The 16,114-nt window shown below is 35.5% G+C and carries 16 protein-coding genes and 1 riboswitch; of the genes, 10 read left to right on the forward strand and 6 right to left on the reverse strand.

The features are described 5' to 3' along the window. Positions 1–326: 326 nt before the first annotated feature. The 4 genes from KVT27_RS12480 to KVT27_RS12495 all read left to right on the forward strand — a co-directional run bounded on the left by KVT27_RS12480 (position 327) and on the right by KVT27_RS12495 (position 3,710). A complete protein-coding gene (locus KVT27_RS12480; RefSeq protein ID WP_051998102.1) occupies positions 327–875 on the forward strand; it encodes a MarR family winged helix-turn-helix transcriptional regulator in 549 nt (182 codons plus the stop codon). 90 nt (positions 876–965) lie between these two features. Then, a complete protein-coding gene (locus KVT27_RS12485; protein ID WP_217581419.1) occupies positions 966–1,991 on the forward strand; it encodes an MFS transporter in 1,026 nt (341 codons plus the stop codon). 596 nt (positions 1,992–2,587) lie between these two features. After that, positions 2,588–3,442: a hypothetical protein gene (locus KVT27_RS12490; protein WP_036119588.1), complete on the forward strand. Its 855-nt coding sequence runs from the start codon at positions 2,588–2,590 to the stop codon at positions 3,440–3,442. Between the two features lie 82 nt (positions 3,443–3,524). After that, entirely contained in the window at positions 3,525–3,710 is a 186-nt protein-coding gene (locus KVT27_RS12495) for a hypothetical protein (protein ID WP_008176785.1), read from the forward strand. A gap of 279 nt (positions 3,711–3,989) precedes the next feature. Here the strand turns inward: KVT27_RS12495 and rpsD are convergent, their stop codons facing one another. Continuing rightward, a complete protein-coding gene (gene rpsD, locus KVT27_RS12500; protein WP_025114455.1) occupies positions 3,990–4,592 on the reverse strand; it encodes a 30S ribosomal protein S4 in 603 nt (200 codons plus the stop codon). Positions 4,593–5,061: 469 nt separating this feature from the next. On the opposite strand from rpsD, the gene KVT27_RS12505 reads away from it, so the two are divergent. Beyond that, complete coding sequence (locus KVT27_RS12505; protein WP_036119585.1) at positions 5,062–6,945, forward strand: sensor domain-containing diguanylate cyclase; 1,884 nt, start codon at positions 5,062–5,064, stop codon at positions 6,943–6,945. A gap of 82 nt (positions 6,946–7,027) precedes the next feature. Here KVT27_RS12505 and KVT27_RS12510 read toward each other — a convergent pair whose 3' ends face one another. After that, positions 7,028–7,507 (reverse strand): GAF domain-containing protein, encoded by a 480-nt coding sequence (locus tag KVT27_RS12510; protein ID WP_008176791.1) that lies wholly within the window; start codon positions 7,505–7,507, stop codon positions 7,028–7,030. A 24-nt stretch (positions 7,508–7,531) separates the two neighbouring features. Next, positions 7,532–8,326, reverse strand: a complete 795-nt coding sequence (gene hisJ / locus KVT27_RS12515) for a histidinol-phosphatase HisJ (protein WP_036149430.1) — start codon at positions 8,324–8,326, stop codon at positions 7,532–7,534. A 162-nt stretch (positions 8,327–8,488) separates the two neighbouring features. Here hisJ and ezrA point away from each other — a divergent pair, with 162 nt between their 5' ends. The 5 genes from ezrA (at position 8,489) to KVT27_RS12540 (ending at position 13,600) form a co-directional block, all read left to right on the forward strand. After that, positions 8,489–10,192: a septation ring formation regulator EzrA gene (ezrA, locus tag KVT27_RS12520; protein ID WP_217581420.1), complete on the forward strand. Its 1,704-nt coding sequence runs from the start codon at positions 8,489–8,491 to the stop codon at positions 10,190–10,192. Between the two features lie 83 nt (positions 10,193–10,275). Continuing rightward, positions 10,276–10,743: a GNAT family N-acetyltransferase gene (locus KVT27_RS12525; protein ID WP_036119579.1), complete on the forward strand. Its 468-nt coding sequence runs from the start codon at positions 10,276–10,278 to the stop codon at positions 10,741–10,743. A 118-nt stretch (positions 10,744–10,861) separates the two neighbouring features. Next, the gene (locus KVT27_RS12530; RefSeq protein ID WP_036119577.1) at positions 10,862–12,016 is read left to right on the forward strand and encodes a cysteine desulfurase family protein; all 1,155 of its coding nucleotides are present in this window, start codon (positions 10,862–10,864) and stop codon (positions 12,014–12,016) included. Next, positions 12,016–13,230 carry a tRNA uracil 4-sulfurtransferase ThiI gene (gene thiI, locus KVT27_RS12535; protein ID WP_150907018.1) on the forward strand — a complete coding sequence of 405 codons (1,215 nt, stop codon included), beginning with the start codon at positions 12,016–12,018 and terminating at the stop codon, positions 13,228–13,230. Before KVT27_RS12530 ends, thiI begins: the two co-directional genes overlap by 1 nt. Before the next feature lie 151 nt (positions 13,231–13,381). After that, a complete protein-coding gene (locus KVT27_RS12540) occupies positions 13,382–13,600 on the forward strand; it encodes an alpha/beta-type small acid-soluble spore protein (protein WP_008176803.1) in 219 nt (72 codons plus the stop codon). Positions 13,601–13,676: 76 nt separating this feature from the next. On the opposite strand, the gene thiE is transcribed toward KVT27_RS12540, so the two are convergent. From thiE to thiM, 3 genes are read right to left on the reverse strand one after another with little or no spacing between them, the layout of a single operon-like run. Continuing rightward, positions 13,677–14,315 carry a thiamine phosphate synthase gene (thiE, locus tag KVT27_RS12545; RefSeq protein WP_036119573.1) on the reverse strand — a complete coding sequence of 213 codons (639 nt, stop codon included), beginning with the start codon at positions 14,313–14,315 and terminating at the stop codon, positions 13,677–13,679. Continuing rightward, positions 14,305–15,129, reverse strand: coding sequence for a bifunctional hydroxymethylpyrimidine kinase/phosphomethylpyrimidine kinase (gene thiD / locus KVT27_RS12550; protein WP_217581421.1), 825 nt, complete (start codon positions 15,127–15,129; stop codon positions 14,305–14,307). Before thiD ends, thiE begins: the two co-directional genes overlap by 11 nt. Next, positions 15,117–15,884, reverse strand: coding sequence for a hydroxyethylthiazole kinase (gene thiM, locus KVT27_RS12555; protein WP_217581422.1), 768 nt, complete (start codon positions 15,882–15,884; stop codon positions 15,117–15,119). Before thiM ends, thiD begins: the two co-directional genes overlap by 13 nt. An 86-nt stretch (positions 15,885–15,970) precedes the next feature. After that, positions 15,971–16,069, reverse strand: a riboswitch (TPP riboswitch). Between the last annotated feature and the right edge of the window lie 45 nt (positions 16,070–16,114).

Here is a 16,114-nt window from a genome sequence, read left to right on the forward strand (position 1 = left end):
TGGAAAATGTTTTACTATAAAAATAAAATATATTTTTTGGAAAACGGTTCTATTTGAAGTGGTCTAAGAATAGTAAATAACTGATATTTAATTTTTAATATTAAGGTAGTGAATATATTATTTTGAAACTAAGTAATTACTATTTTAAAGTACATAAAATTGTCACAAAGTGAGAGGGGATTATGATCGTTGAGAGGCATTGTGTTTGCACTAAAAAAGGAGTAGCTTTTATTTTGAAGAAATTTGTGGAAATAAAGTGCTTGCCTTCAACTAAATTTATAGTTAGAATGGTTGATAGTTAGATAATCTAATTAAAAGGTGATTCAATGACAAAATTTAAGAAAACGTACATGAATGAAGATGATTTACCAGCCTTAGGTATAGAGCCGTATGTGGAACTGATTCAGATGTCTTCATCAAATGAAACAAATCATGAAGATGCGAAATTGGGTTTAATGTTGTTATGGTTAAGTGATTATGTTTTAGATGTAACAGACAATGAGTTAGCTCCTTTCGGTATTACAGAAAGTAAATTAGACTTATTGCTATTACTGACATTACATGGGGAGAGACATGCGACTCCGTCTGCTTTAGCCAAACGACTGGGAATTACGAGAGCATCTGCAACGTCAATGCTCGATTGGTTAGAAAAAAGAAATCTTGTTGTACGAAATCATAGTAAGGAAGATCGGAGGAAGATCTATGTAAGTTTAACGGATGAAGGTCGTACTTTTATAGCTGAAGTTTTACCGACATATTGGTCGTCGTGTGCTTCTAATTTAATTGATTTGGAGCCTGATGAACGAAAAGTATTTGAGAAGCTAGTGAGTAAATTATTAACATCAATACAAAGAAAACTAAATGTGGAGCGTTAAACTGTAGCTATGTTGGTACAGTTTAATTTTTAATCGTTTAATTAGATTATCTAACTATAAGTTAATCAAACTAAAAGGGTGATTTATTTAATGAGTATTGTACTTTCAGGTAATCGAGAAAATTATGCTTTAATGACAACTATTTTATCCTGGACAGGTATGGTAGTGATGTCGAGCCTCTATTTAACAATACCTCTGATTAGTTTATTCAGTGATTATTTTAATATTTCATTGGCTCAAGCAGGCTTTACATCAAGTGTTTTTTCACTTGGATTTGCACTAGGTTGTTTTTTCTATGGTGCGATATCAGAAAAATATGGTCGAAAAAATGTCATTGTATTTGGGCTTTTTTCACTAAGCATGATCACGTTACTTCTAGGATTAGTTAATGATTTTTCTGTTATTCTTTTATTGAGAGGATTACAAGGGCTTGCGGCAGCAACATTTTCACCAGTAGCACTTGCTTATACTCTTGAGATTTTTCCAAATGATCGAAAAGTTGGGGCCATTGGTTTTATCAGTACGGGATTTCTTGTTGCGGGTATAGTTGGGCAGGTGTTTAGTGGATATGTAAGTGAACATAGTCATTGGCACGTCATTTTTTATGTGCTTGCTTCCGTGTATGTTATAACTGCTTTGTTAGTCGTGTGGATCTTACCGAAGGGAGTACTTCAGAACCAATCTAAAAATATATGTGCTCCTCTGAAGAAAATCGGTATTATTTTTACCAATAGAAATTTGATATTCAGTTATATCATTGCGTTTGTATTAAAAATGGCCTTATGTCTTTCGATTATCTCACTAACGGTGATGAGCTTTGTTTCAACAATAGCTGGTTTAACGATTATTAGTATTTTATTTGTCGGTGGGATTGCACTGGCGGTTCCTTCATTAGTAACACTTGTTAGTCAGTTAGGCTGGAATATGGGAGGGATTGCGGTCTCTATGTATACAGTCATTTTATTTGCTGGAACAAGTGTTGCACCATTCATATCTGTTTATTTTATCCAAACTGGTAGCTTTACTGTAGCCTTCCTTCTTCTTGCTACAACACTTAGTATTGGATTAGTTTCTGCGCTTATGATTAAAAGTGGAAGAAGCGTAGGTTCGAATTGATTGTTCATAAATTACGATTAAATGGTAAAAAGCCCGGAACCTTAATAAACAAATCAGGCTAAATTTTAGTTATTAAAATGAGCTGGTATCTAGAGAGATACGATCAGCTTGGTTTAAACAAATTCTGACCCTAATTTTTGCAATAATCATTTGCAAAATTGGGGTTTTTTATATGGTCCATAATTGTAGAATCATTTCTTGAGACTATTTGTTTTCGTTTATAGAGGAGGTGTGGGACAAGAGGTTATTTTTACTGGCATTTTCAAGAAGTTTCGAGACTTGTTTTAGGTCTTTATTTTAAAGAAATTCAGAGAATAAATTATAATTTTACCTTAAGATAAAATATGTTGTCAATAATAAATTTGTGAAATTTTCAAAAAATGTTATAATAGTCTTATAATCATTTTTTGAAATCGTATTTCAAAATCCGATGTCCTTTTTTACAGATAGAATTTGGGTGCTTTTTTTATATTTTTTTAAAGCTAAAGAAAAAATTAACACAGTTTTGTAAACTTTTAAGGAAGTTGGTTGAATAATTATTAATTTATTATCTAATGGTAACCGAGTTTTTTTATTCCATAAGGAGGACTAGAATAATGAATCTAATCAATAAGAAAGTTACGCACAAGCGTTTCGGCGTAGGTAGTATCGTTAAGCATAATGATTCTAGTATTGAAATCGATTTCGCATCTGAAAATAAAAAGTTTGTTTTCCCTGATGTATTTGGAAAACATCTACAGCTGCATGATAAAAGTGATGCTAAGTCACTTGAAGAGATTATACAAAAAAAGGAAAATGAAAGAAAAGAAGCGGAATTGAAGAAGGAAGAGGAAAAAAATCTACAACGAAAAAAACTGGCACTTCGCTTGGAACATGAAAAACTTATGAAAAACCATAAACTTCATCCTGCATCACAAATGGTTTTTTGGTGTGACACGGAAGAACAGATTACTGCTTTTTCAGAGTGGAAAGTTTTCTCAGGAGTATTGAAAAGTGGTAATAACAAAGGAAAGCCAAACAAGCCGAGCCGCTTGCACCCGAATAGCGCTGTGCTATTAACAGCAATAGATTCCAGTAAGCTTGAAAAAGAAAGACGCATCTTAGGTATCTATATGGTGAAAGAAGATTTTGTCGGCAAAATTTGTGAAAATGGATATATTCCTGCTCATTCGACATACAGAATTCAACTTACAGAACAGGAATCAGATCAGCTGCTTTTTTGGAAATATTATACAAACGAAAAATCTCCTGACAAAATGACATGGAATACTGGTAAATACCGTTATTTTGAAAATATATGGATGGCCCAAATTTTACTTGATATCATGTCGTTGAAAAGTGACCCAAATGAACGAGAGCAGGCACAACAATTTTTTCAACATTTTTGTAAAATGAATCAGATATCAGCTCAAGAATTACCAAAGCCTAATGGTGCATTAATGCGTATTTAGAAGGAAAAAATCGATTAAATGCAGAACCACAGAACAGAATTTAATTATTTCAAAGTTGTAATTAAACAAAAGGACGGATGTAATGAAATATAATAAAACAGTTATGCTAAAGCTTATCAATGAACATCGAGTACTGCATGATGAATTAAAAAAGCTAAAATCTGAAATGGGATTAGAGAAAAATTTTGCAGTAAAGGCCATGTATCATTCATTTGTAGCAGAGGATGGCCCTTATATGAAAGAGTACCAAGATTTAGAGCGATTATAATTAACAAATGGTAAGATAAGTTTATAATCAAGCTATTTATTTTATGGGAAACTCAAATAGTATGACTTTAACCAGAATGGAGAAATTCATTTTGGTTTTTTTCTTTTATCGATAAGCGGATGGACTGCAACTATATTTATTGATGAAGTAAATAATTTTATTGAAGTAAAAACGCCTAGTTATAATATCAGAAAGTGAATATAAAACAAAAACCCCGTAAACACTTGGTATACCAAGATTACGGGGTTTAAGAATCCGAAGATTTCTATCGTTAAAAAATTAACGAGAGTAGAACTCTACGATGAATGATTCGTTGATTTCTGCTGATAACTCAGAACGCTCTGGAAGGCGAGTGAATGTACCTTCTTTTTTGTCAGCGTCAAATGTTAAGTAGTCAGGTACGAAGTTGTTTACTTCGATTGCTTCACCTACAACAGCAAGGTTTTGAGATTTTTCACGAAGAGAAATCGTTTGACCTGGTTTTACGCTGAATGATGGAATGTCAACGCGTTTGCCATCTACTAAGATGTGACCGTGGTTAACTAATTGACGAGCTCCACGACGAGTACGAGCTAAACCTAAACGGTAAACTAAGTTGTCAAGGCGAGTTTCAAGAAGGATCATGAAGTTTTCACCGTGTACACCTTTCATTTTACCAGCGCGGTTAAACAGTGTACGGAATTGACGTTCGTTCATGCCGTACATGTGACGAAGTTTTTGCTTCTCTTGAAGTTGTAAACCGTATTCTGATAATTTTTTACGTTGGTTTGGACCGTGTTGTCCTGGTGCGTAAGGACGTTTTTCGATTTCTTTACCTGTACCGCTTAGTGAGATACCAAGACGACGTGATAATTTCCAAGATGGACCTGTATAACGAGACATATTGTTGTCTCCTCCTTTAAATTTGGTTTTTTTGTTGTAAAACAAAAACCAGTAGTACCCATTCTTACACGCATTTTATTTTCATGTATTTTCGCCTATGCAGCCGTTAGGTTACGCGATACACCATCTATTTTTAATAGTTGACTATCTAAGTAGTTGTACAGAAGAAAATAGAGGAATAAAATACAATATAAGCTTATACCACTGCTGCGTTTATTTTACACAACCTTCATTGTAACTGCTTAGGACATGTACGTCAATTATTAGTATTTAAAATTTTGTAACAGGCGTATAGTAGGAATTTCCTCACTGTACATTCCTAATGTGTCAGAAATAGTTAAAGATACGCTGTAAAATCTAAAATGTAAAAGTAAGGGAGAATTTACATAGTCAAAATGACACAAATTATGTATAATATATTATAAGTTAATAGTAATTGATTTGGACGTTATATAGAAAAGGTGATTTCATGACAGACCATTTACAAACGCTAAAATATATAAAATCTGATGTTTTGAGCTTTTGGGTGAGTTCTAATGAAGAACAAGCTAGTTTTAATGGGTATTTTTATTCATTAAAACAGTGTCTTAAGAAACACTTGGAAATTGATAATGTAGCTTTTCTTAGTTTTGAAGGTAATTCTTTAATACCTATTGAGGAGATGGCTTCATTAACAATTGAAACAAAGCTAAATGCTGTGTCATGGCTGATGATCGAAGCTAGTTTTTATCAACAAAAAGTAGTGAAAATTCCTTATATATTAAAGGCAAGACAGGCCTATTCAATGATGACAGATATGGTGCTTTTCCAAGCAGAGGGCAATAATCCCATTGGTGTATTACTTGTGGAGGCAACAAAGTCTTGGACAGACTTTATGACCTCAGATTACGGCGAAAAATGTATAGAAATACTTTCTCAGGCTCTTCAAATGATGAAAGATAATTTAGATGTAAAAATAAATGAAGACCAATATAGAAAACTATATAACATGACTGATTTATTTCATTCAACAATGGATATTGATTTAATTTTAGAAAATGTATTGAAAAATATAAGGGATAACTTCCCTGAATTCAATGTAGAGCTTATATTATCGAATGATCAAGACCGACACACGACCATCGATATTAAGCTTTTTGATTATTTATCCGAAAGACCTACAACTATTGAGGCTTTTGTATCAGGAGATTTAACAACTGAACTTGCGAGTGATTTAAATTGCCGATTATTAAATGCTCCTATTAAAGGAAGGCAGGCAATTTATGGCATATTACAAGTAAGTGCTCCAACTACTTACCTTTTTTCAACGACTGAAAAAGATTTTGTACGGATGCTTGCACAGGCGTCAGGAAATGCACTAGAAAATGCAAAGTTATATCATCAGTCGCATCGCCTCGTCAGTGACTTACAGCTTATCAATGAAACATCACATCGTTTAAATATGAGGATTGACATTCATGAAATGTTACTTTTCCTACAAAAGCAGTTACTAAAATCTTTTCAACCAATGGAAGTTTGCTTCGCATTTAAAAAAGATGACACCTTTGAAGTAACGGGGGCAAGTACTTCGTTATTTAGTTCTGAAGAGGGTCAAACGTATATTAAGCATGTTGAACAACATTTTACTCAAACTAATGATCCGCTGTTTATAGCTGATTTTAGTCGATTAACCTCTAAACAAATTGATTATCGTTCCATAATGGCTATCCCCATTCTAATGGAGGAAAAGATCAATGGCTTTAGTATCGTCTTACATAAAGAGCCGTATTTCTTTTCGTTTGATAGCTTTAAATTAATGCAGTCTTTAATCCACCACTCATCTTTAGCAATTGCAAACTCTATTTTACGAACACAGCTTCAGGAAATGGTCGATTTGGATCATTTAACAAAACTATATGCACGTAGTTACCTAGATCATTTTGTAGAAAAGTCGCTTGAGTATGATCAATCAGGTATGTTTTTACTTATTGATATTGATAATTTTAAACGAATTAATGACACGTATGGTCACCAAGTGGGTGATAAAATTCTTATGCAGATTGCCGTTCAGTTGAGGGAAACAATAGGTAGTCGAGGAATTTGTGCAAGGTGGGGCGGAGAAGAGATGTCTGTATATGTACCTAATATCAGTGAAAAAGAAGCTTTAGAATTAGCAGCAGCCATCGTTGAAGTAATCCCAAGTGCCACGGACCCTCAAGTAACGATTTCAGCAGGTCTCATTACATGGAATGATCAAGACCGACCGGCATTCCAATCTGTTTTCTTACATGCCGATACTGCTCTTTATGAAGCAAAAAATAGTGGTAAAAATCGTTTTTGCATCCATGGTGATTCTTTTCAAACAAATCAATAAGATGGATGGCATTAATGTAAAAGGTACTATAAAATAAATTGCCCTGAAATGAAAATCCATTTCAGGGCAATTTTTTAACACCTTATATGTGAAGCAATAATGTTTGAACAAATTGCTCTAATCCATCTTGATCATCCTGTGAGAAGCGATTCACAGTAGGACTATCGATATCAAGTACACCAATAATCTCACCTTGCTTCATTAAAGGTATGACAATTTCAGATTGGGAGGCAGCATCGCAGGCGATATGTCCTGGGAAATCGTGTACATCTTTGACAACAATCGTTTCTTTTGTTGCCACTGCAGTTCCACAAACTCCACGGCCAACCGGAATTCTAACACAGGCAGGTAGACCTTGGAATGGTCCAAGTACAAGCTCATCATCTTGTAAGAGATAGAAGCCAACCCAGTTAATATTTGTTAAAAATTGATTAAGAATGGCAGAAGCATTGCTTAAATTTGCAATCTGATCTGTTTCGCCAGTTAGTAGTGCATCTAATTGCTTAGATAGTGTAAGATATTGGTCAGCAATGGATCCTTCATAATTAATTTGTGTAAACATATAAGCACCTCGTTTAAAAGTTATTTAGATCGGTAATATAACATTATAATGTTGATGTAAATCAGCCACGCTATGGGCATCTGAACCAAATACATAAGGTAATTCAATAGCATGACAATAATTGATAAAGGCAAATGGTGGATAGGGCTCCAGACAAAATGGCTTACTTAAACCAGCACTATTTACATCTAATTCATAGCCATCTTGCTTCATCATGTCTAAAACCTGGTGAATTCGAGTGCCGTCAATTATTTTCTCATGATGTGCTAGCTGAAATTTATGAATAAGTGATGGGTGTCCAATCCGTTTTGGTTTATAGGAACCAAGGTCTGCCTTTATAGATTGTAGGACTGTATCATAATATAAATGATACACCTGTTCAACAGAGCCAACTTTCTTAGAGAAATCAATAAAGCATTCGGGAGAGAAGTCGATACATTCAAAGGTGTCCTGCCACTGTAAAAAATGAACTGACAAGATGGCATCATCTAAAAAATGTCCATATGTATCAAGAAAATGACGAGTTTCTTGTTCAAATCCTTTGATATAATCAACTTCTAACCCAATACGAATACGAATATCTTTTGCATATTGTTTTTGCAGGCATTGTAATTCTTTAATATATGGCATAAGATACTCGGGTTTCATCCCACTATCTTGCTGTGGTGTAGGATCAATAAAACCGTCTGGTAATGGGGCGTGTTCTGTAAACGTTATATCAGTGAAATTATGAGAAATTGCTTTTTCAATATATTGAATGAACGTGTCCGAACTGCCATGTGGACAATAAGGACTATGTATATGCCCATCACGTTTCAAAATGTACCACTCCTTTAGATCTATAGACCGCTATTTTGATATTTTACAATAGCAAAAATACAGTTTTCTGAAAATCACTTAAATTTTAGTACAAAAGGCGAAAACATAGTATATAATAAATACAACTAGCCAATTCGTTTATTGTAGAATAGGAGGCTTACGATGGAGTATATCATCATTCCGATTATCCTACTATTAATTTTAGCCATAGTAGGATTTATGATGCGAAGAAAACATGTTGCAATTATTGCAAAACTTGAAAATGAAAAATTACAAATACAACATAAACCTATAAATGAAGAAATTTCAAAAGTAAAATCTTTGAACATGAACGGTGAAACGGAAGAAATGTTTGAACGATGGCGCAATATTTGGGATGAAGTCATCGATGTACATATGACTAAAATCGATTCACTTTTATTTGATGCAGAAGATCAAATTAATCGACTTCGTTTTAAAAAAGCGACATTAATTGAACGTGAAATCGAAGACTATATTGAAAAATGTGACCAAGATAAAGATAAAATTTTAGAGGAATTAAATGAATTAATTGGCAGCGAAGAAAAAAATAGAATTGAAATTGAACAGTTAAAGGAATATTACCGTTCTGCGAGAAAAACATTGCTAGCACACCAGCATTCCTTCGGTGTAGCACTACCTGCACTGGAGAAAAAGCTAGAGGAATTTGTTGAGAAGTTTGAAAAATTTGATGTTCTGACGAATGAGGGTAATTACCTGCAAGCAAGGGAAATTGTAATTAGCTTAAATCAGGAATCACAGCAGACATTCGAATATATTAATGATGTCCCAACAATTTTGACGGAATTACAAGTTAAGCTCCCAGGAGCAGTTCAGGAATTGCGTAATGGTCAACGGGAAATGGAAGACCAATCTTACTATCTGCAGCATTTAGAATTAGCAGAGGCATTAAATAAGTATGAAAACGAATTTGCTTCGTTAAAAAATGACCTAGCAGAGCTAAATTTAATGGTTGTTAAACCTCGTGTAACAGAAATAAATGAAGAAATCGATCATTTTTATGATTTACTGGAAAAAGAGGTTATTGCTAAAAATTATGTGGATCAAAATTGTGATCGTTTATTAAGCTCAATCACAAACGTTATAACGTCTACAAAATCAGTGAGTGATGAGGCAACCTATGTACAACAAAGCTATCACTTAAACGAAAAGGATGCTGAAATTCCAAAAGCTGCATTAAAGCAATTGGAAGCACTGCAACGTCGTTATGATTTATTATCCATGCGTGTCAAAGAAGAAAAGTCTGCGTATTCAAGCTTGCAAGAAGAATTAATAGAAATAAGTGAAGAGCTTGAACGAATCCATGAAGAGCAAGGTCATCTGTCTAATACAATGAAGAAACTTCGTATTGATGAAAATAAAGCCCGTGCTCAAGTCGAAAACTTAAAGAAAATATTACAAGATACAGATCGTCTCCTAAATAAGGCGAATATTCCAGGAGTCCCAGAAGAGATGGACGCACGACTTGATGAAGCGGCAGAGCATATATATGTAGTTATGCAAAGTCTGCAGGAAGTTCCGCTTAATATGGGAACGGTTCATAATAATTTAAATGCTGCGACACTTTGTGTAGAGGATGTTAAAGCAAAAGCACAAGAATTAATAGAGAATGTAATGCTTATTGAGCGCATTATTCAGTATGGCAATCGTCATCGTGCATCTAATCCTACATTAAATGCACGTTTAAAAGAGGCTGAGGAAGCATTCCATCAATTCCGCTACTCCAAAGCATTAGAGGAAGCAGGGACAGCGGTGGAAGAAATGGAGCCAGGTGCATTAAAACGCATCCAAGAAATGGTTGCAGAACAGTCTATGGCAAAAAATTAAAACTACATTTGTGCTGTCTAAAAAGTATAGCAATTACTTTTTAGACAGCTTTCTTTTTAAATTTTGTAAAGGATGTGATACGAGTGGAACTATTAATTCGAAATATGAACGAAAAGTATGCTCAGGAAATTATATGTTGGCAATACGAAGAGCCCTATGATTTTTATAATAATGAATTATCCGAGGAATCCTTGCGGGAATTTCTTGACAATCCTTACTTCGCCATTATGAATGAACAAGAGGAATTAATCGGTTTTTATTGCACAGGGTCAGCTGCCCAAGTGCCAAAAGGACATGATTTCAACGCTTATTCAAAAGAGTATATAGATATTGGTATTGGCATGAAGCCAACGCTAACAGGAAAAGGTTTTGGTACAAAATTCTTTTCATTCATCATCAATAATATCCAGCAAGAATACGCTATGCCACTCCGTTTAACAGTTGCCCAATTTAATAAGCGAGCGATATTCCTTTATGAAAAATTAGGATTTGTGAAAGAGCTTGAATTTAGTACGCCAACGGAATTTATTACGATGTTAAAAAAATTGTAAGTACCATCCTTTCTAATGATTAAAATATGAATTATCGTTAAAGTTAGTGGTCAATCTTCACAGATTGCGTTATGATAAAAACCGTTACATCAACGTTTTGAAAGTGTGTGAAAATATAATGAACGATACAATTTATTTAGATAATAGTGCCACAACAAAACCATTAAAAGAAGTACTACAGGCGTTTATGGTTGTGAATGAGCAGTATTATGCCAATCCTGCATCTATCCATGCGATGGGTGTTGAAGCAAATGATTTATTAATGCGTGCACGTGAGCAAGTAGCAGATATTTTGCAAACAGAAGCAAAAAATGTGCTATTTACTTCAGGTGGTACAGAATCGAATAATGCGGCGATTTTTGGAATAGCACGGAGTAATACACATATAGGAAAGCATATTTTAACGACTGAAATAGAACATCCTTCTGTTTTAGAGACTGTTAAACAGCTCTCAAAAGAGGGCTTTGAAGTGGAATATTTAAATGTTGATCAGCATGGTGTTATTTCGTTAGATGAACTTCGTGCAAAAATACGTAAAGATACAATTTTGGTAAGTATGATGCATGTAAACAATGAAATGGGTGCGATTCAACCGATAGGGGAAGCTGCTAAATTAATCCATGAAATGAGCCGGGCAGCTTTGCATGTGGATGCTGTACAAAGCTTTGGAAAATTGGCTGTATCCTTTAAGGGTGAAGAGGGACCGGATTGTATTTCAATCTCAGGCCATAAAATTCATGGCTTTAAAGGCTCCGGTGTATTAGCATTTCGTAAAGCGATAAGATGGCAGCCATTTGCACTTGGTGGTGGCCAAGAATTTGGATTGCGTAGTGGGACTGTTGCTGTTCCACAAGCTGTCGCTTTATCAAAGGCAGCTCGAATGGCCATCGAAACTATGAATGACCATGCAAAAAATTATCGTCAATGGCATGATGAAATACTTGCACAGCTACACGAATATGGAGAAGCTATTCATATTTTATCGACTCCGCAGGGAGCGTCACATATTTTATCTTTCAGTGTTCGCGATTTAAAAGGGGAAGTCATCATTAATGCGATGCAAAAACGAGGCGTTATTGTATCAACATCCAGTGCTTGTTCTTCGAAGCAAACTAAAACAAGTCATGTTGTCGAAGCATTGCATCTAGATGAGCATTATAAAAAAGGTGTCATCCGTATTAGTTTTGGTGCACATAACACTGTCGAAGATATTGAAAAGTTTAAACAAGTATTAGCAGAAGTAATGCTAGAGCTTAAAGGAGAAATAAAGTAATGATTTGGAAAGAAATTTTAATTAGATATGGCGAACTTTCTACAAAAGGTCGCAACAAGATGGATTTTATCCGCCGTTTACGTGAAAATATCCGTCATGCTTTTGCGGATTTAGGACATCTCCATATTCGTACAGAACGTGATCGAATGTTTATTGCGATAGAGGATGAAGCACAAATGCAAACACTAGTAACAGGTTTGCCTAAAATTTTTGGTATTCAATCATTTAGTCCTGTTGCAGCATGTGAAAAAGATATGGAAAGTATGAAAAAACTGGCGATTACGATAATGGAGACATTTAAAGAAAAGCCATATACGTTTAAAGTGGAAGTGAAACGTACTGATAAAACCTTCTCATTAGAATCACACGCGATACAAAGGGAGATTGGTGGATATGTTTTACCCCAATTTAATAATTTATCTGTTAAAGTGAAGAAACCTGATATTGAGTTACGTGTAGAAGTGCGCCATGATGCAACCTATATGATGGCACAAGTCATTCCAGGTGCAGGCGGAATGCCTGTAGGATCAAACGGGAAGTCATTGTTAATGCTTTCAGGTGGTATTGATAGTCCAGTTGCAGGTTATTTAATGATGAAACGCGGAGTCCGTTTAGAAGCCATTCACTTTTTTAGTCCGCCCTATACAAGCGAAAATTCATTGGAAAAAGTAAAAGTGCTTGCAAATGAGTTAACGAAATTTGGAGCTAATATACGATTGCATGTTATTCCTTTTACTGAAATACAAGTTCTGATTAAAGAAAAAGTACCTTCTAATGTATCGATGACAACAACTCGTCGTATGATGTTGAAGATTGCTGATCTAGTGCGAGAAGAAATCGGTGCTCTTGCGATTGTCACAGGAGAAAGTCTTGGACAAGTAGCAAGTCAAACACTTGAAAGCTTAACGGCAATAAATGCAGTAACGAATACACCTATTTTACGACCGTTAATTTCATCAGATAAATTAGAAATCATTGAGTTAGCTGAACAAATCGGCACATATGAAACATCTATTCAGCCTTTTGAGGACTGCTGTACAATCTTTACGCCTGCTAGTCCTAAAACAAAGCCTAAGCTCGAAAAGGTTGAGCATTACGAAAGCTTTTCTGATTTTGATGAACTGATAGCACGCGCGGTCAAAAATCGTGAGGTCTATATTTTCCCTAAGAAAGAAGAAGAGCAAAAGCAAGATAAGTTTGCTGATCTTTTATAAATCAAAATTTCAAAAGCCGTCTCAAATAGCTTATTTGAGACGGCTTTTTTGTATAGTTCGCCAGATGCCAATAGAGGTACATTTTACCTTTATTTTTTTTGTATTAAAAATCTAATAACGCACATTCTATATTCACAAGGAGGTGAGAAACATGGCTTCAAACAACAACCGCAGTTCAAACCAGCTTGCAGTACCTGGAGTACAACAAGCACTTGATCAAATGAAATACGAAATTGCACAAGAATTTGGTGTTCAATTAGGGGCTGACGCTTCAGCTCGTGCTAACGGTTCCGTTGGTGGTGAAATCACTAAACGTCTTGTACAAATGGCAGAATCTCAATTAAAAGGTATGCCAAACAACAACAACTAATAAATGCTAACTAAGCATTTATAAACTCAAAACCAGTGACCGTAAAAGGCACTGGTTTTAGTTTGTTTATCAATCATTATTTTATGCGAGATAAAGACTTAAACATGGATACTGTTTGTACAATATCCTTACTGTCACAGATAGCAGAAATAACAGCAACTCCGTCAGCACCAGCTTGCAAAACAATATTAGCGTTTGTCCAATTTATTCCACCTATAGCTACGATGGGCAAGTTAGGTTGCAACTTGGAAGCTTGCTGTAAAAAATTTGTGCCACATGGTGGTTGTGCATCACTTTTAGATGTTGTGGCAAAAATAGGTCCAATTCCTACATAGTCCGCATGATGGTCAATAGCCGTTTGTAGTTCTTCCTGTGAATGTACAGAAACGCCAAGGAGCCGGTTTGCCATTTTCTTACGTGCAATGGCAATTTGTTCATCATCTTGACCAATATGAACACCATCAGCACCAAGTCGAACTGCTAGATCCACATCATCGTTGATGATAAACGGCACACGGTAATGTTGACATCGTTTTTGGCATTGGTGGGCAAATTGCTCATAAGCTAATCCTGTTAATGCATAAGGACCCTTTTCGCGTAATTGAAACATAGTAATGCCAGCCCGTAGCGCTTGTTCGAGTACAGCTAAAGGTTCCTGTTGGGAAACATTGCTTGTACCCATAATAAAATAAAGCTGTAAATCTTCACGTTTCAAGTAACTTCACCTCGCAGGCACCTTTATGCAGCTGATAAGCAAAATGATTTGTGGGGCCATGACCTTTACCAATGGCTAAATCATGCATAATGGCTAATTGTATAAATCTTTTAGCTTCGATAATAGCTTTTTCAATGGTCAAACCTTGACCAAGAAAAGCAGTGATAGCTGCTGAAAATGTACAACCTGTACCATGTGTGTTTTTCGTCGTAATACGAGGAGACTGCATGGAAAATGATTTGTCATTTTTTATAAATACATAATCAATTGCATATAACGAATTGGGGAGATGCCCACCTTTAATGATGACACATTGAACACCTAGTTGGAAAAAGCATTGAGCAATTTCCTCCATATCCGAGAATTGATTTATTTTTTTTCCCGTAAGTGCCTCTGCTTCCGGTATATTTGGTGTCACAATTGTAGCAAGAGGAAGTAAAGACATGCGCATGGCCTCGATAGCCTCTTGCTGCAATAAGCTTTCTCCACCTTTTGCAATCATAACGGGATCAACGATTAGTGGGATTTTTAAATCGTCAATAATGTGTGCAATACCTTGAATAATTTCCGAGGAATAAAGCATACCTGTTTTAATCGCAGTAATCGAAAAATCTTCTAGTAATGCATGAAATTGTTTTTCAACAAAGTCAACTTCAATTGGGAAAACCTCTGTTACACCAAGTGTGTTTTGAGCAGTTAATGCTGTAATAACGGAGGTGCCAAAAACCCCTAATTCCTGGAATGTTTTTAAATCAGCCTGAATACCAGCGCCACCGCCACTATCTGAGCCTGCAATTGTCGTTACAATATGCATGAAGCCTCACCCTCCTTTGAAAGACGATGTAAGGCATTAAGCAAAGCAATTTGAATATCCCCAATATCCTCTGTAAATGCGGATGCTAACTCAGCTGCTTTTTTATAGTATGTGAGTGTTTCCGCTAATTGGCTGTACGGATCATCTCCTGAAGAGAAGGCTGCTCCACATATAGCACTAAGTAAACAGCCTGTACCCGTTACTTCAGTCATTTGTGAATTTCCACCTGTAATCCATTCGCTATGCACACCGTCTGTCATAAAATCATGTTTGCCTGTAACAATGACTATACAGTTGTAGCGTTGAGCCAATAATGTAGCCTCAGTCTCTATGTCAATAAATCCCTCACCACTATCAACACCTTTTTGTTGCCATTCCACATTGGCTAATGCCGCAAGCTCTCCCTTGTTACAACGTATGACTGCAAATTGAATAGCTGAAAGTAATAGATGTACGGTTTCCTTGCGATAAACTGTGGCACCTGCGCCAACCGGATCTAATATAACAGGAATGCCAAGGGTATTTGCTTTTTTTCCTGCTAACAGCATTGATTCTTTTATTCGATCATTTAGTGTACCAATATTGATTAAAAGAGCGTCTGCATTGGCGACCATTTCCTCAACCTCATGGCTATCATCAGCCATGACAGGAGAGGCACCTAATGCCAATAGACCATTGGCTTGGAAATTAGCCACGACATAATTAGTTATACAGTGAATAAGCGGTTGTTGTTGACGAATTGTTTGAAAAATCATTTTAGTCCTCCTTTATGGGTGGACGTAAGCATGCAAAAAAGGCCCTTTTTACGTAAAAATGCACGAAAAAGAGCCTTTCATCTGAAAAAACGATGTTCATTGCTCCCTACGTCAGTATTAACTAACAGGTTCAAAGGGTCAGGTTTTACCTTCTCAACTCTTTATGAGTCCCCCTGCAATCTTGCTTTTAGTTGACCAAAATGTACCATACTTTTCGTATGTATTCAATA

Source organism: Lysinibacillus sp. GbtcB16 (assembly GCF_019091145.1).
Classification (GTDB): Bacteria; Bacillota; Bacilli; order Bacillales_A; family Planococcaceae; genus Lysinibacillus; species Lysinibacillus fusiformis.

Excerpts from the sequence above, each read along its gene's own strand:
- KVT27_RS12495 (WP_008176785.1), top strand. The coding sequence starts at position 3,525 with ATGAAATATAATAAAACAGTTATGCTAAAGCTTATCAATGAACATCGA.
- thiM (WP_217581422.1), bottom strand. The coding sequence starts at position 15,884 with ATGATTTTTCAAACAATTCGTCAACAACAACCGCTTATTCACTGTATA.
- KVT27_RS12480 (WP_051998102.1), top strand. The coding sequence starts at position 327 with ATGACAAAATTTAAGAAAACGTACATGAATGAAGATGATTTACCAGCC.
- KVT27_RS12505 (WP_036119585.1), top strand. The coding sequence starts at position 5,062 with ATGACAGACCATTTACAAACGCTAAAATATATAAAATCTGATGTTTTG.
- thiD (WP_217581421.1), bottom strand. The coding sequence starts at position 15,129 with ATGCATATTGTAACGACAATTGCAGGCTCAGATAGTGGCGGTGGCGCT.
- KVT27_RS12490 (WP_036119588.1), top strand. The coding sequence starts at position 2,588 with ATGAATCTAATCAATAAGAAAGTTACGCACAAGCGTTTCGGCGTAGGT.
- rpsD (WP_025114455.1), bottom strand. The coding sequence starts at position 4,592 with ATGTCTCGTTATACAGGTCCATCTTGGAAATTATCACGTCGTCTTGGT.
- KVT27_RS12530 (WP_036119577.1), top strand. The coding sequence starts at position 10,862 with ATGAACGATACAATTTATTTAGATAATAGTGCCACAACAAAACCATTA.
- ezrA (WP_217581420.1), top strand. The coding sequence starts at position 8,489 with ATGGAGTATATCATCATTCCGATTATCCTACTATTAATTTTAGCCATA.
- KVT27_RS12485 (WP_217581419.1), top strand. The coding sequence starts at position 966 with ATGAGTATTGTACTTTCAGGTAATCGAGAAAATTATGCTTTAATGACA.
- KVT27_RS12540 (WP_008176803.1), top strand. The coding sequence starts at position 13,382 with ATGGCTTCAAACAACAACCGCAGTTCAAACCAGCTTGCAGTACCTGGA.
- KVT27_RS12510 (WP_008176791.1), bottom strand. The coding sequence starts at position 7,507 with ATGTTTACACAAATTAATTATGAAGGATCCATTGCTGACCAATATCTT.
- thiI (WP_150907018.1), top strand. The coding sequence starts at position 12,016 with ATGATTTGGAAAGAAATTTTAATTAGATATGGCGAACTTTCTACAAAA.